This is a genomic window from Kocuria subflava (assembly GCF_012163155.1).
Taxonomy (GTDB): domain Bacteria; phylum Actinomycetota; class Actinomycetes; order Actinomycetales; family Micrococcaceae; genus Kocuria; species Kocuria subflava.
The window spans coordinates 1-15,772 of record NZ_JAAVUN010000012.1; the positions used below are offsets into that span (position 1 = coordinate 1).

At 62.2% G+C, this 15,772-nt stretch carries 11 protein-coding genes and 1 pseudogene; 10 read left to right on the forward strand and 2 right to left on the reverse strand.

Translation table 11 applies throughout. The features are described 5' to 3' along the window. The 6 genes from GTW58_RS07340 to GTW58_RS07365 form a co-directional block, all read left to right on the forward strand. Positions 1-697 (forward strand): TrmH family RNA methyltransferase (locus GTW58_RS07340; protein WP_245195123.1); only part of this gene is annotated, 697 nt, incomplete at its 5' end. Positions 698-791: 94 nt separating this feature from the next. Further along, positions 792-2,363, forward strand: a complete 1,572-nt coding sequence (locus GTW58_RS07345) for a type I restriction-modification system subunit M (protein ID WP_119932767.1) — start codon at positions 792-794, stop codon at positions 2,361-2,363. Further along, positions 2,360-3,286 carry a restriction endonuclease gene (locus tag GTW58_RS07350; protein WP_168023489.1) on the forward strand — a complete coding sequence of 309 codons (927 nt, stop codon included), beginning with the start codon at positions 2,360-2,362 and terminating at the stop codon, positions 3,284-3,286. The genes GTW58_RS07345 and GTW58_RS07350 overlap by 4 nt, the downstream gene beginning before the upstream one ends. Then, entirely contained in the window at positions 3,283-4,452 is a 1,170-nt protein-coding gene (locus GTW58_RS07355) for a restriction endonuclease subunit S (RefSeq protein WP_119932769.1), read from the forward strand. Before GTW58_RS07350 ends, GTW58_RS07355 begins: the two co-directional genes overlap by 4 nt. Next, positions 4,453-5,520, forward strand: coding sequence for an ATP-binding protein (locus GTW58_RS07360; protein WP_119932770.1), 1,068 nt, complete (start codon positions 4,453-4,455; stop codon positions 5,518-5,520). Further along, the gene (locus tag GTW58_RS07365) at positions 5,517-8,651 is read left to right on the forward strand and encodes a type I restriction endonuclease subunit R (RefSeq protein WP_119932823.1); all 3,135 of its coding nucleotides are present in this window, start codon (positions 5,517-5,519) and stop codon (positions 8,649-8,651) included. Before GTW58_RS07360 ends, GTW58_RS07365 begins: the two co-directional genes overlap by 4 nt. Positions 8,652-8,757: 106 nt before the next feature. Here the strand turns inward: GTW58_RS07365 and GTW58_RS07370 are convergent, their stop codons facing one another. Then, positions 8,758-9,063 carry a hypothetical protein gene (locus GTW58_RS07370; RefSeq protein WP_119932771.1) on the reverse strand — a complete coding sequence of 102 codons (306 nt, stop codon included), beginning with the start codon at positions 9,061-9,063 and terminating at the stop codon, positions 8,758-8,760. Between the two features lie 318 nt (positions 9,064-9,381). Between GTW58_RS07370 and GTW58_RS07375 the strand changes: the two are divergent. After that, positions 9,382-9,807, forward strand: a pseudogene (locus tag GTW58_RS07375) (TrmH family RNA methyltransferase); the annotation flags it as partial. Between the two features lie 102 nt (positions 9,808-9,909). On the opposite strand, the gene GTW58_RS07380 reads toward GTW58_RS07375, so the two are convergent. Then, entirely contained in the window at positions 9,910-11,955 is a 2,046-nt protein-coding gene (locus GTW58_RS07380) for a S8 family serine peptidase (protein ID WP_168023490.1), read from the reverse strand. A gap of 279 nt (positions 11,956-12,234) precedes the next feature. Between GTW58_RS07380 and GTW58_RS07385 the strand changes: the two genes are divergently transcribed. The 3 genes from GTW58_RS07385 to GTW58_RS07395 all read left to right on the forward strand — a co-directional run bounded on the left by GTW58_RS07385 (position 12,235) and on the right by GTW58_RS07395 (position 15,722). Beyond that, the gene (locus tag GTW58_RS07385; protein WP_047688018.1) at positions 12,235-12,495 is read left to right on the forward strand and encodes a type B 50S ribosomal protein L31; all 261 of its coding nucleotides are present in this window, start codon (positions 12,235-12,237) and stop codon (positions 12,493-12,495) included. Between the two features lie 288 nt (positions 12,496-12,783). Further along, the gene (locus GTW58_RS07390) at positions 12,784-14,529 is read left to right on the forward strand and encodes a hypothetical protein (protein WP_157980473.1); all 1,746 of its coding nucleotides are present in this window, start codon (positions 12,784-12,786) and stop codon (positions 14,527-14,529) included. Between the two features lie 122 nt (positions 14,530-14,651). Next, complete coding sequence (locus tag GTW58_RS07395; protein ID WP_119932775.1) at positions 14,652-15,722, forward strand: LCP family protein; 1,071 nt, start codon at positions 14,652-14,654, stop codon at positions 15,720-15,722. The last annotated feature ends 50 nt before the right edge of the window (positions 15,723-15,772 follow it).

Here is a 15,772-nt window from a genome sequence, read left to right on the forward strand (position 1 = left end):
CGTCAGATCTACAGGCAACTCAACGCCACGATCACACCTGCGGCGGCTGCTTGACATACATAGGAGATTCACCGGGTTCCATCTGCACCGCGGTGCTCTGGCCGCCATGCACCGGCCCGCCCCGTTGGCCCTGGAGTCCGTGGTGGCGGATGCCCGGCGGGTGGCGATCATTGAGGACATTGTTGATCACACCAACGTGTGTGGTCCCAAACTAGCCCATCCGGAACCCGCCGCCGAGCCTCGCAGACGCAGTCGGATCGCGGTGCTGGAGGGGCTCGTTGACCATACCAACGTCGGCAGCGCCTTCCGTAATGCAGCCGCCTTGGGCCTTGATGCGGTGCTGGTGTCTCCGACCTGCGCTGACCCGCTGTACCGGCGCTCGGTACGGGTCTCGATGGGCACGGTTTTCCAAGTGCCGTGGACACGGATCCCCGATTGGACAGAGGGCATTGCGGAGCTTAAGGCGGCTGGCTATGTCCTGGCCGGCATGACGTTGGGGGAAGGCGCGATTACCCTCGACGAGCTGGTGGCCGAGGATCACGAGAAGCTCGCTCTCGTGTTCGGCACCGAAGGCCACGGCATCACGCGGGAAACTGATGCTCTACTCGATCGCCGGGTCACGATACCGATGATGGGCGGAGTCGACTCGTTGAACGTGACGGCATCAGCAGCCGTGGCGTTCTACGCGACGCGCTGATGCTGCTGGAGCCCCGAGCGTCAGTGGCCGCCGATAGCCTGTGAACGAACAACCCAGCACCGTGATTGCGCAGTGGCGCGGAGGAGACAAACCTATGGCACCGACCACCAAAGAGGCGCAGCGTGCTGAGCTTCACAAGACCATCTGGCGGATCGCGAACGATCTTCGCGGCAGCGTCGATGGGTGGGACTTCAAGACCTACGTGCTGGGCATGCTCTTCTACCGGTTCATCTCCGAGAACCTGACGGCCTACATCAACAAGGGCGAGCACGAGGCTGGTGACGCGTCGTTCGACTACGCGCAGATGCCGGACTCGCAGGCGGACTTCGCGCGCGACGAGGTCGTCGCCGAGAAGGGCTTCTTCATCCTGCCGTCCGACCTGTTCGCTAACGTTCGCAAGCGTGCGGCGCGGGATGAGAACCTCAACGAGACGCTCGAGCGGGTCTTCAAGAACATCGAGGCGTCGGCGCTGGGTTCGGACAGTGAGGAAGACATCAAGGGGCTGTTCGACGACCTGGATGTCAACAGCAACAAGCTCGGCTCGACGGTTGCCAAGCGCAACCAGAAGCTGGCGAAGTTGCTCGACGCGATCGGTGATCTGCCGTTGGGGCGGTGGGAAGACAATTCGATCGACCTGTTCGGCGATGCCTACGAGTACCTGATGCAGATGTACGCGGCCAACGCCGGCAAGTCCGGCGGTGAGTACTACACGCCGCAGGAGGTCTCCGAACTGCTGGCGCGCATCACGGTGGTCGGCAAGAAGCAGGTCAACAAGGTCTACGACCCAGCGGTCGGCTCCGGATCGCTGCTGCTGAAGTTCGACAAGGTGCTCGGCAAGAACAACGTCCGTAAGGGGTTCTACGGTCAGGAGATCAATCTGACCACGTACAACCTTGCGCGGATCAACATGTTCCTGCACGACGTCAACTACGCCGACTTCAACCTCGCCCACGGCGACACCCTGATCGAACCGGAGCATTGGGACGACGAGCCGTTCGAGGCGATCGTCTCCAACCCGCCTTACTCGACCAGATGGAAAGGAGACGACGACGCACTGCTTATCAACGACGAGCGGTTCGCACCGGCAGGAGTGCTCGCGCCAAAGTCGAAGGCGGATCTCGCCTTCACGATGCACATGCTCAGCTGGCTGGCGGTCAACGGCACTGCGGCGATTGTCCAGTTTCCCGGAGTGCTGTATCGCGGCGGTGCGGAGAAGAAGATCCGCCAGTACCTGATCGACAACAACTACGTCGACGCGGTCATCCAGCTGCCGACGGACCTCTTCTTCGGCACGACGATCGCGACCTGCATCCTCGTGCTGAAGAAGTCGAAGAAGACCAGTGACGTGCTGTTTATCGACGCATCGGCCGAGTTCAAACGCCTCGGCAACAAGAACAAGCTGCTCGAAGAGCACCGAACGAGGATCCTCGACGCATTCACAACGCGCGAGCCCCAGGACCACTTCGCCACCATCGTGGGCAACGAGGACATCGCCGCGAATGACTACAACATCGCGGTGTCGTCGTACGTCGAGGCCGAGGACACTCGCGAGGAAGTCGACATTACGGAGCTGAACGCCGAGATCGCGCGCATCGTGGCGCGCCAGGCTGAGCTCCGCTCGGCGATCGACGAGATCGTGGCGGATCTGGAGGGCGCGCGGTCATGACGGACATGCCCAACTGGGAAGGCTTCATGATCCCGACGCTCAAGGTGATGAGCGATGGCATCATTCGCCACTGGCGCGAGTTTCAGCCTCTCGTAGCTGATCAGGCGCAGCTCACCGATGAACAGAGGAAGGAGATGCTTCCGTCCGGGAGCGCGCTCAAGTATGAGAACCGCATCGGCTGGGGCGTCTCGTTCTTGACGAACGTCGGCGCGCTCAGGCGTCCGAAGCGTGGTCACTACCAGATCACTGATGCCGGCAAGCAGCTCATCGAGCTGTTTCCGAATGGTGCCAAGGAACGTGACATCAAGGCGCTCGGTGCAGATCCCAGCTCGCCGATCCGCGAGTACGTGGCGACCACGACCCGCAAGACGAGCGAGTCTGCAACGACCGCTCCGACCGAAGAGTCGTCGATGACTCCTACCGAGCAGGTGCAGAGCGGCGTCGAGCGAATCCACGATGAGATCGCGGTCGAGCTGCTCACTCGGCTGCAGGACAAAGAACCAGGCTTGTTCGAGCAGGCGGTTGTCGATCTCCTGCTGTCAATGGGCTACGGCGGCACCACCGGGGCCGGCAGCGTCACCCAGCTCACCAACGACGGAGGCATAGACGGTGTCATCGACCAGGACATCCTCGGCCTCAACCGCGTCTACGTCCAGGCCAAGCGTTACCAAGACGGCAACACTGTCGGACGCCCCGACCTCCAGGCGTTCGTTGGAGCACTCAGCGGCAAAGCCGACAGCGGCGTCTTCATCACGACCAGCCGCTTCTCGGACGGCGCACGTACCTACGCCGAGAATGTGCCGACCCGCATCATCCTGATCGACGGCAAGCGCCTCACCAGCCTCATGATCCGGTACGGCGTCGGCGTGCAAGTGAAAGAGACCTATAGGGTCGTCGAGATCGACGAGGACTTCTTCGCATGAGCCGCATCGATGACCTAATTCAGGAGTTGTGCCCGGACGGGGTGGAGCACAAGACTCTCGGTGGGGCCGGGAAGTTTATTCGTGGGAGCGGCCTTCAGAAGGCCGACCTTCGTGAAGAAGGTGTCCCCGCTGTTCACTATGGGCAGATCCACACCTTCTACGGTGTCTACGCGACTGAGACGAAGTCTTTCACCGATCCAGTGATCGCAGCGAAGCTTCGTCATGCGCAGCCTGGCGACCTGCTGATCGCTACAACGAGCGAGGATGACGATGCGGTCGCGAAGGCGACGGCATGGCTCGGGGACTCTGATGTCGTCCTCGGTGGCGACGCCTACATCTATCGCCACGAGCTTGATCCGAAGTACATGGCGTATTTCTTCCAGTCATCGTCATTTCAATATCAGAAACGGCGCTTCATCTCTGGGACGAAGGTGCGCCGCGTGTCTGGTGCTTCGTTGGAGAAGATCCGGATCCCCGTGCCGCCTCTCGAGGTGCAGCGCGAGATTGTGCGAGTATTGGATAAGTTCACCCAGCTGGAAGCGGAGCTGGAAGCGGAGCTGGAAGCTCGGCGCGCCCAGTACGCGCACTATCGGCGAGAATTGCTGAGTGGTGGTGATGCCGCGAGTGGCCGAATGATTCCGTTGGGGGAGATCTTCGAGATGCGCGCTGGCACGCACATCAAGGCGGCAGAGATTTCTGATGAGCCGACCGAAGAGAAACCGTACCCTTGCTATGGCGGGAACGGCCTTCGCGGATATGTGAGCTCGTACAACTACGACGAGAGCGTTATCTTCGTTGGCCGCCAAGGGGCGCTCTGCGGCAACGTGCACCGTGCCGAGGGCAAGACCTATGCGACCGAGCACGCGGTCGTTGTGACCCCGAAGGTGGCGGTCGACATGTCTTGGGCGTTCCACAAGCTCACCGAAATGGACCTCAATCAGTACAAGACGAAGTCTGCGCAGCCTGGGCTCGCTGTTGGACGCGTCAAGCAAGTCGAAGCTCAGTACGTCCCGGTCGATGACCAGCGTCGTGATGGAGAAGTGCTCGACAAGCTCGACGCTCTAGTCAACGACATCAGCATCGGTCTCCCAGCCGAACTCACGGCACGTCGCAAGCAGTACGAGTACTATCGCGACCATCTACTGTCTTTCAAGGAGGCTATATAGATGGCGGGCGTGCATTTAACGGTCGCGGGCTTGGCTGACGAGGTGCTGAACGGCCTAGCCGAGTCGCGCACTGCCCTGATCTACGCGCCGAACACGATCGGTAAGACTCGGCTAGCTCAGCATCTAAAAGAGCGCGCCCCGGAGAGCGTGGTTCTCTATAACTCCTTCGTGGAGGACGTGTTCACCTGGGACAACGACCGAGTCGTGCTCAAAATGAACCCAGAGTCTGAGCTATTGGAAACTATCGTTACCCAGGGCCTCGACAGTGCAATCGTCGATAACTTTCAAGATTTCACGAGCGGCAGAATTGAACCAAGGATTGATCTCGAGAGTGGAGAGGTCAACTTTGGTATTCACAAGGGGGATGATAGTTCTACGGACGGCATCAAGATATCTCGCGCCGAGGAGAGCATATTTATTTGGAGCGTCTATTATGCTGTTTTGAGCGAAGCCATTGAGACACTTCGCGACAGTCCTGACATGCGTTCCACGGATAACTACGATCTGCTAACGCTGGCCGTCATAGACGACCCGGTATCATCCATGGATGACGTGCGAATCGTATCCGTGGCTCTCGCGTTGTCGGCGCTCATCAAAAGGGCCTCAGAATTGGACTTGAGATTTATTATCGCCACCCACCACGCTCTCTTCTTTAACGTACTATTCAACTCGCTTCGTCGAAAGAGTAACAGTGCGTATATTCTTTCGCGGGATCCAGTCGCTGGATGGATGCTGTCGAAGCAGTCAAAGGATTCGCCCTTCAGTTACCATCTCGGAATAATCAAAGAAATTAAAGAGGCGATATCAGAAGATTCGATCGCGCGTGTTCATTTCAATCAGTTCAGAGCACTGCTTGAGAAGACAGCCAATTTTCTTGGGCATACGGGCGGGTGGGGCGACCTGCTGACCGGGCCAGATGCCGCTTTGGTGACGAAGGTGCTTAATCTTTACAGTCATGACCGATTCGCTGACATCGATACCTTCGAGGTGGCCGAAGAGTACAAGGATGCTTTTAGGAGCGAGTTTCAAGAGTTTCTGAAGGCGTTCAGATGGGCGGCTGCGTCGTGAGCGATGCACCGGCGCGTACGTACGATCCGATTGCTGTCTCGTCGGAGAGCACGGTTGTCGCTGAGTATGTTCACGACCTGTCGCAGGCCGATGCGTATCAGACGGAGTCCGCGCTCGAAAAGGAGATGATCCGACTCCTTCAGGAGCAGGCATACGACTACCTGCCGATCACCTCCGACGCGGAGTTGGTCGCGAACCTTCGCGTGCAGCTCGAGAAGGTCAACAAGATGACCTTTTCGGATGCCGAGTGGGAGCAGTTCTTCACGACGAAGGTCGCAGGTGCCAACGACGGCATCATCGAGAAGACGGTGCGTGTGCAGGAGGATCACGTTCAGATCCTCAGGCGCGATGACGGGACGACGAAGAACATCGCGCTGATCGACAAGACGAACATCCACAACAATCAGCTGCAGGTCATCAACCAGTACGAGATCGGCCGCGGCGACGGTGACGCCGGCGACGGTGGTGCGAAGTACGCCAACCGCTACGACGTGACCGTGCTCGTCAACGGGCTGCCGATGGTGCACATCGAGTTGAAGCGTCGCGGCGTGGATATCCGGGAGGCCTTCAACCAGATCAACCGGTACCAGCGCGACAGTTTCTGGGCCAGCTCGGGTCTGTTCGAGTACGTGCAGTTGTTTGTGATCAGCAACGGCACGCTCACGAAGTACTACTCCAACAGCACCCGAGCGAAACACCTCAAGGACAGCCAGAAGCAGGCGGGAGCGAGCAGGTCGAAGAAGTCCAGCAACTCGTTCGAGTTCACCTCCTGGTGGGCCGATGCCAGCAACAAGCCGATCACCGAGCTGACGGCGTTCGTGAAGACGTTCTTCGCGAAGCACTCGCTGTTGAACATCCTGACGAAATACTGCGTGCTCACCGCGGATCGGGACCTGCTGGTGATGCGGCCGTACCAGATCGTCGCCACGGAGCGGATCCTGCAGAAGATCCAGATCTCGACGAACTCCAAGACGCTCGGCACCGTCAAGGCTGGAGGGTACGTCTGGCACACGACCGGATCGGGCAAGACGCTCACATCGTTCAAGGCAGCGCAGCTCGCATCAAAGATGCCGAGTGTCGACAAGGTGCTGTTCGTCGTCGACCGCAAGGACCTCGACTACCAGACGATGCGTGAGTACGACCGGTTCGAGAAGGGCGCGGCGAATTCGAACGCTTCGACGGCGATCCTGAAGAAGCAGCTCGAGGACCCCGGCGCGCGGATCATCATCACGACGATCCAGAAGCTGTCGACGTTCATCAAGGCGAACAAGGGCCACGAGGTGTTCTCGGGCCACGCGGTGATCATCTTCGATGAGTGCCACCGGTCGCAGTTCGGCGACATGCACACCGACATCACACGCGCCTTCAAGCGGTACAACCTGTTCGGGTTCACCGGCACGCCGATCTTCGCCGCGAACGCCGGCAGCGGCGGGAACCCTCAGCTGCGCACGACCGAGCAGGCGTTCGGCGATAAGTTGCACACGTACACGATCGTCGACGCCATCACAGACAAGAACGTGTTGCCGTTCCGGATCGACTACATCAACACCATCAAGGTCGGGAACCCCGACGACTCACAGGTGTCAGCGATCGACCGTGAGCGAGCGCTTCTTGACGTTCGTCGGATCCGGGACGTCGTGGCATACACCCTGGAGCACTTCGATCAGAAAACGAAGCGCTCATCCAGCTACGAACACGCAGTCGTGACGAACGTCGCCGACTCGGTGCGGGGCCGGCGTCAGGCGGAGGCACTCAAGGAGCGGAAACGAGTTCGCGGATTCAACGCGCTGTTCGCTACCGCGTCGATCGACGCCGCGCGCCGTTACTACAACCAGTTCCAACTGCAGATGGAGGAGCTGCCACCGGACAAGCGGCTGAAGGTCGGCTTGATCTTCAGCTACGGTGCGAACGAGGCCGAAGCCGACGGCATCCTCGATGATGAAGCGTTCGACACCGATGCGCTCGACCGTGACACGCGCTCGTTCCTGGAGGACGCGATCCAGGACTACAACGACATGTTCGGGACCAGCTACGACACGAGCGCCGACCGGTTCCAGAACTACTACAAGGACCTGTCGCAGCGGATGAAGAACCGCGAGATCGACCTGGTCATCGTGGTGAACATGTTCCTCACCGGCTTCGACGCGACGACGCTGAACACGCTGTTCGTCGACAAGAACCTGCGCGCCCACGGACTGATCCAGGCGTACTCGCGCACGAACCGCATCCTCAACTCGGTGAAGACCTATGGCAACATCGTCGCCTTCCGCGATCTCGAGGAGGAGACCAACGCCGCGTTGGAGCTGTTCGGCAACAAGGATGCCCGCGGCGTCGTCCTGCTGAAACCGTACGGCGACTACTACGGCGAGTACGTCGACAAGGTCACGGAGCTGCTCACGCACTTCCCGATCGGGCAGCAGATCGTGGGGGAGCAGGCGCAGAAGGACTTCATCCAGCTGTTCGGCGCGATCCTGCGGCTGCAGAACATCCTCACATCGTTCGACGACTTCGACGGCAACGATCCACTCACCGAGCGACAGCGGCAGGACTACACCAGCATCTACCTGCGGCTCCGCGACGAGTACACGCGCGACCGCGACAGCGACAGAGAAGTCATCAACGACGACGTCGTGTTCGAAATCGAGCTCGTCAAACAGGTCGAGATCAACGTCGACTACATCCTTATGCTCGTCGAGAAGCTCCGCGCCGAGAAGGGCGACGGCGACGACAAGGAAGTCCGTGCCGAGATCACGCGCGCTGTCGATGCGAGCCCGACCCTGCGAAGCAAGCGCGACCTCGTCGAGGACTTCGTCGAGTCGGTGTCGCTGCAGGGCGCGGTCGATGAGCAGTGGCAGTCGTATATCTCCGCGAAGCGCGAGGCTGAGCTTCAGGAGCTCATCGAAGCGCACAAGCTCAAGCTGGAGGAGACGCAGTCGTTCGTGGATGAGGCGTTCCGGGACGGACAGCTGCGCACGGCGGGAACTGAGATCACCCGCATCTTGCCGCCAGTGTCACGGTTCAACCGCGAGTCCAACCACGGCGACAAGAAGAAGCGGGTCATCGAAGCGCTCTCCAGATTCTTCGAGCGGTTCCGCGGACTTGCCTCGGGGGATGAAGAGTCTAGGGACTGAGGGCAGCACGAAGGGCGCTGGCGGCACAGCCGCTCACGCGCCACAATCTGCGCATTCAGCCAGGCACGTAGGGGTGCGGCATGTTCGAGCATCTCGGCCTGGCCGTTCAACCGCGCACCGCCTCGGCCACGGCCGTCTTGATCCGCGCGGCCAGGTCGTCGACGAGTTGCTGGCACAGCGCGATCCCGGCCGCACCGTCCTGCTCTTGCCGGCACTCGGACAAGCGTGCCTCGTCGATCGGGATCCGCTTGGCGGATCCACGAGTGGTGCTGACCTCGATGTACGCGCCGGTCTCACCGGGCCCGTCGGCTCCCAGCCGCATCTTCACAGGAGTGTCCCACGGGACGTCGGCCGTCTGCATCGCCGCGTTGCCGAAGTTGGACGCGCTCGTGTTGAACGGGCTGCTGATCATCAATGCCCCTCCTTCCTCGAATGCTCGGCGATCTCGCAGTGTGGCACCGTTCGGCGAAACCACCACCTCGCTCGGTGTGTCCGACGTTCCAACCTACATTGCAGGACCGCCCGCATCCCCGTCAGCACGCCACCTGGACAAGTGCCGGAGCCGTCTCGATCTCATCGCAGTTCGGCGCTTCGGCATCCTCACTCACTGCGATACAAAAGCCAGAGTCGTCGCTATCGGTATGATCTATCCAATTGCTCATGCGATAAGCGCTTATGCCGTTGTTCCTGGTCAGGCGCGGTTTCCTTGCAGCCGATCGTAGCCGGACACCACATCAACGTGGGCGCGATCTTCCGATCGGCGGCCGCCCTGGACGTGGATGCAGTGTTGGTGACCCCGCGCTGTGCGGATCCTCTGTACCGGCGGGCCATCCGGGTGTCCATGGGCACCGTGTTCCAGGTCCCGTGGGTGCGGTTGGAGCACTGGACAGCGGATCTGCAGACCGTCAAGGACGCCGGGTTCCTGACCGCCGCCATGGCCCTGAAGGATGACTCCTTGACCTTGGACCAACTGGGTGCTCGAGTCCGTGGCTCCGGGGAGAAGCTGGCGTTAATCCTGGGCACGGAAGGCAACGGCCTGGGGGAGGCCACCATCCATCACGCGGATGTGACGGTGAAGATCCCCATGTCCCACGGCGTGGATTCGCTGAACGTGGCTGCGGCCTCAGCCGTGGCGTTCTGGGAGACGCGGCCATGAGCGGGAGATGACCCGCGGCGTCGTCGTCGTAGTCATGCGATTGTCAGGGAAATGACCCGCTGCGGTGAGCGCAGCGGGTCATTTCCCTGACAGACGCGGCCCTTACCGGTAGGAGCGGTAGATGAACGCCGCCATGGCGTCCCGGTTAGTGGTGTTCAACGGACGGAACGTGCCGTCAGCCCACCCGGTGGTGACGCCGCGGTCTGCCAGCCAGTGGATCTCCCGGTAGAACTGCTGCCCGGGCCGCACGTCAGAGAACCGGGAGTTCACCGGTGCCGTGTAGGCCGGGGACCCTGCCAAGCGGTAGAAGATCGCAGAGGTGGCATCCCGGGTCACGTTGTTGTTGGGGCGGAACGTGCCATCGGACCAGCCCTGCATGATGCCCGCACTCCGGGCCCAGGTGATCTCCTTGTAGAACGGGTGTGAGGTGGAGATGTCCGTGTAGGGGGAACGCGCCGGGGGAGTGAAGGCCGGTGAACCGGAGACACGGTAGGCCACGGCGGCCATGGCGTCCCGGTCGATCTTGTTCAGCGGGCGGAAGGTGCCATCCGGCCAGCCGTTGAGGTAGCGGTTGTCACGGACCCACGTGATTTCCCGGGCGAACTGATTGTTGGCTGACACGTCAGCAAACGGGGCGCCGGAGGCAGCCACGGAGGCCACCGCCCGATTCGGTGCCACCTGCAGAACGCCGAGTTGTCCGGTGGAGGTGGTCTTCAGCGTGCGCTCGATCTGATCCACGCTCAGGGACGGGTTGGCCTCCTTCATCATGGCCACGGTGCCTGCCACAAAGGGGGCGGCCATGGAGGTCCCGTACTTGTAGCCGTACATGGGCGTGCCGTAGGTGCGGGTACCGGAGTTCATGGTGGAAACAATGGGCGCAGTCTGGGTGCCACCCGGTGCCAGGACGTCAACGGAAGGCCCCCAGTTAGAGTAGGAAGCCCGTGCCCCGTTCTGATCTGCTGCACCCACCACAATGGTGCGTGCGCAGTTGGCCGGCGGGTAGTTGGCTGCGTCCCGGTTGGCGTTGCCTGCAGAAACCACCACGGGAACGTTGCGGTTGTAGGCGTAGTCAATCGCGGACTGCATGGTGGTGCTGCATGCGCCCAGCAGATTCAGGGACATGTTGATGACCGTGGCGGGCGTGGGCGCAGTGACACCGTCGATCGTGGCACCGGCGGCCCAGCGGACCCCGGCCACGATGTCTGATTCGTAACCGTAGGTGCAGGAGCCCAGGACTCGAACGGGCATGATGCGGGCATCGCGTGCCACGCCTGCCACACCTTGAGCGTTGTTGGTGTTGGCTGCGGCAATGCCTGCCACGTGTGTGCCGTGCCAGGTGGCATTGCATCCGGAGATCTCGTACCGGTCGCCTGGATCGGTGGGATCGGAGTCACGGCCGTCACCGTCAATGGCGAACGTGCCGCCGTAGTTGGTGGTCATGTCACGGCCCTGGACCACTTTGCCGTTGATGTCCGGGTGGCTGGAGATTCCGGTGTCCACCACGGCAATCACCTGGCCGCGCCCCGTGGCCCCGGACCATGCGGCAGGAACGTTGCGGCCCAGCACGTTGTACTGCAGGTTCAACAGGGGGTCATTGGTGGCAGCAGCCAGGGCCAGGCGGTCCGGTTCGGCGTAGTCCACACGCGGGTCCGCTTCCAGCTCCGTGATCAGCTCCTCCTGGGCCTGTGGATCCAGGGTGTCCTGGAAGGCCATGACGTCAGTGCCGTCATCCAGGGTGTTGATGGTTTCCGGGGTTTCCGACTCACTCAGCCCGGCTTCCTGGGCCACACCAGCGGAGTCAGCGGCTTCGGCCACCACGTCCTCCTTGAGGGAATCGTCCGTGGCGGGTTCGTGGAACTTGACCATCAGGCGGTCCGTGTCCTGGGGGAGCTCATCCGGGGAGGTGGGCCCCTGAACATCGGTGGCCTCGGCCGTGACGGCCGCAATGGCATCGGACTCGCGCTCTTCCGTGAGCTTACCGTCCAGGGCATTCGGTGCGGGGGATTCGACGACGCCGTCCGGTGCACCACCTTCTGTGGCCGTGGCTGCGGTGGCACCGATCAGAGGTGCTGCCACCAGTGCCACGGTCAAACTCAGGGCGGCGCTGGGGCGTAAGAGGGCGTGGGGGAACCGAGAAGGCAATGGCATGGGGAGATGCATCCTTGGGAACTGGGGGGAACTGGGACCGGGGGAAGTCCTGTCAGATGATGCAAAGTCAACTGACCCAGACCACCTTACGAAATGAACCCGCAGATCGCAGGCTTTGACGTGATGTTTTTGTGATCTTGCCCGCGCCGTGCGCGGACCCCTGAGTCCCCGGAGACCCCTGGTGTAGACTTTTCGGCTGGTGTCCTCCGTGACACCCGCAACCCAGCGTCATCGTGCCTGGCAGAATCCAGTCACCCAAGAGCCAAGGAATTCACGCTCATGAAGAACGACATCCACCCGGATTACCACCCGGTTCTGTTCCGCGATCTGGCATCCGGCAAGACTTTCCTGACCCGCTCCACCGCCACCTCGGCCAAGACCGAGCAGTGGGAGGACGGCAACGAGTACCCGTTGATCGAGGTTGAGATCTCCTCCGAGTCTCACCCGTTCTACACCGGCAAGCAGCGGATCATGGACTCCGCCGGCCGCGTGGAGCGCTTCAACGCTCGCTTCAAGAACTTCGGCAAGCCCTCCAACTGATCCGTTCCCGCCACCCAGGGCAAGGGTTTCGGACCCACCCCGGGTGGCCACACGACGAACGGGGGGCTTGCTCCCACCACGGCGGTGGTAACTGCGATTCTGCGGTGACCACCGCCGCGTTCGTGCCAGGATCGGCGACAACGGGCCGGCTCTCCCGCCTGTCCCGCTAGGCTGCATGTGATGCACCCCCCACATCTGTCCACACCAACGCGCCGTCTCTTGCCCGCAACGCCCGTCCGATCGCACGCACCCGTCTCCCGCAGGGTCCGGGCCGGCACGGCTCTCGGCTTGGTTACGCTGCTCCTGCTGGTCGGCTGCGGCTCCGAACAGCCCCAGGAGCCTGCATCCCCGCAGCCCGGGGATCCGTGGCCGTTGAGCCCGCCCCCTGATGACCCCATGGCCTGGATCGCCGAGCAACGCGATCCCGCAACGGCCACCGCCTCAACCACGGGGTCGGTTGACGACGACGCACTGACGGTTGGGATCGGCGGTGCCGGCACGGGCACCCAGTACACGGCTGCAGGCGCGGGAATATCCTTCGAGGCCACCGATCTTGCCGATGATCGGCTCAGCGCCGAGAACCCGGACCTGGTGCGCATCCTGAAGCAACTGGACCAGCCGACACTACGGTTCGGTGGCAATTCGGTGGACCGGCGACTCTTCTTCACCGACTCCCAGGAAACTGCTCCCCAGGATTGGCCCCTACGCTCCGGCGAGCGCATCACCACGGTGACCCCGGAGGACCTTGCCCGCCTGGCGGAACTGGCACAGGCCACCGACGCTCATGTGATCCTCAGCGTCAATCTGGCCGACGGCGATCCCGAACGTGCCGCATCCATGGTCGGTCACGCCCACACGGCCCTGGGAGACCGTCTGGTGGGTGTGATGATCGGTAATGAACCCAACGGTTACGCCTTGGGTGAGGACAATCCCCTGAGCATCAAGGACGCTGACTGGGACACCGATCAGTTCCGCAGTCAGTGGCGTTCCTACGTCCAGGCCATCCGGGCCGAGGTCCCGGAAACGACGATCGTGGGTCCCGGTGCCTATGACGCCGAATGGTGGCGCACGGTGACGGAGGCCGGTGTCAGGGACACGGTCCTGGCGGTGCACCAGTATCCGCTGTCCGAGTGCGGCGATCCGGATGACACGGGTTTCCAGTCGGGCAGTGAGCCGACCATCGAGAACACCGTGTCCCAGCAGACCCGCGATCGAGTGGACACCTTGCTGGGCCGGGCGGTGGAGTTGGCCGACCGGGCTCAGATGGACACGTGGGTCACGGAGACCTCGGCCTCCTCCTGTTCCGGGTCCAATGAACTGACCGAAACGCTTGCGGCCGGGCTCTACACGGCGGACTACGTACTGCGCGCCCAGTTGCTCGGGGTGGACCGGGTGGACTTTCACTCGTCCTTGCTGCCGTGCAAGGGCGGACCGCCGATGTCGGTGATCTGCGCCTCAGGGACCGTTCAGAACCCGGGCGATGCTCTTGTTCCACGGACCAACGGACTGGCGTTGGCGGTGGTGGGCTCACTACCCACCGGTGAGTTCCGCAACACCACGGTCACGCCGGCCGACGGCGGGGAATCGGGTCCCGGCGCGCAGGCTCGCGATGTTGTGACCTACGCGATCGCTCACGACGACGGTTCCACCTCGGTGATCCTGGTGGACTTCCGTGACCCCGAGCAGGCCCAGGCCCAAGCTGTCACGTTGAATCTTCCGCACGGGGTCGCCGGGGCGCGGCAAACCACCTTCGGCGGATCCGATCTTCGCGACAACTACCCGGAGACCACGTTGTTCGACGGTCACCCATCGGCCGAAAGTCCCACAACCGAGGATGCCGACGGGGTGGCGCTGGATGTGCGCGGGGCGATAACTGCGGTACCCGACGGCGCGCCGTCGGTGGACGGTTACGGCCTGCCGCTGATGCCTCCGGACATCCAGAGCGAGGTCAGCGGGGTGGCAGAGGGTGACAGCGTCATCCACACCACGATCGAGCCCGGCAGCGTGTCAGTGATTTCGACCAGACCCATATGATGGAACAATCACCGCTGAGCAGGAAGGTGTCCACCACTTGGCCGACACTGTCTCCTGCCGTGGGTTAGGGTGACCTCACCTAATCCCCACCCACACTGTCCCACGAACCGGAGGACGTGCCCATGGCCCGCGACATCCAAGATGATCTGTTCGGCGACTCATCGCAGAACGCGGCGGATGACACCCGCAACGAACGCCCCAAGCGCACCGGGCGGAAGGTCCTGCTGGGGTTCTTGATCTTTTTCTTGGTGGTCGTGATCGGCGTGGTGGCAGCGATCTTCATCTACGTCAACTCCCTGAGCCGTAGCTACGACGACAACGTCACGGCCGTGCCTTCCGCCTCCGCCTTTCCGGAAGGAGACCGGCCCGAAGACACCGAAGGCACCACGATCCTTCTGCTCGGATCGGATGCCCGGCCCGAAGGCGGTGGGGAAGGTGGCCGAGAGGGCGAACGCGCGGACTCCATCATGCTGCTGAACATCCCCGCTGACGGCGGCGAGGTGTACGTGATGTCCATCATGCGCGACACCTGGGTGGACATCCCCGGAGTCGGCGAGGCCAAGATCAATGCCGCCTACCAGAACGGCGGGATGCCGCTGATGGTCGAGACCCTTGAGGGTCTGTTCGGGACGCACATCGATGAGGTGATGGCCGTGGACTTCGCCGGGTTCGAAGGCATGACCGATGCACTGGACGGGGTCACCGTTGATGTCCCCGAATCCTTCACCGCCGATGACGGCACGCAGTTCACCGCAGGGCCCACCACCATGGACGGGGCCACGGCGCTGACCTTCGTGCGCGAACGCCACGCATTCACGGACAGCGACTACACCCGCGTGGAGAATCAGCGGGCCTACATCCGGGCCGTGCTTGACCGGTTCTTGGAGCCGTCCACGTTGGCCAATCCCGGCAAGATCTCCGACGTCGTGGAAACCATCTCCCCTTACCTCACGGTGTCCGAGGGCATGGACTCCGGGTACATCCGAGGACTCGTCCCGGATCTGGTGGGCACCACCAACTCGGACATCCACATGTTCACGGTTCCCACCAACGGTGTGGGTACCTCCGCAGACGGACAGTCCATCGTGATTGCCGATCAGGAGGCCATGCAGCAAGTGGGTGAAGCCATCGACGACGGCACGTTGGATGACTACTACGCCCAGCACAGCGATGATGACGGGAGCGGCCTCTAGGACTCGCCGAGCAGATCCTCTGCCCCCACGGGTCTGCCCGAGTCACCCAG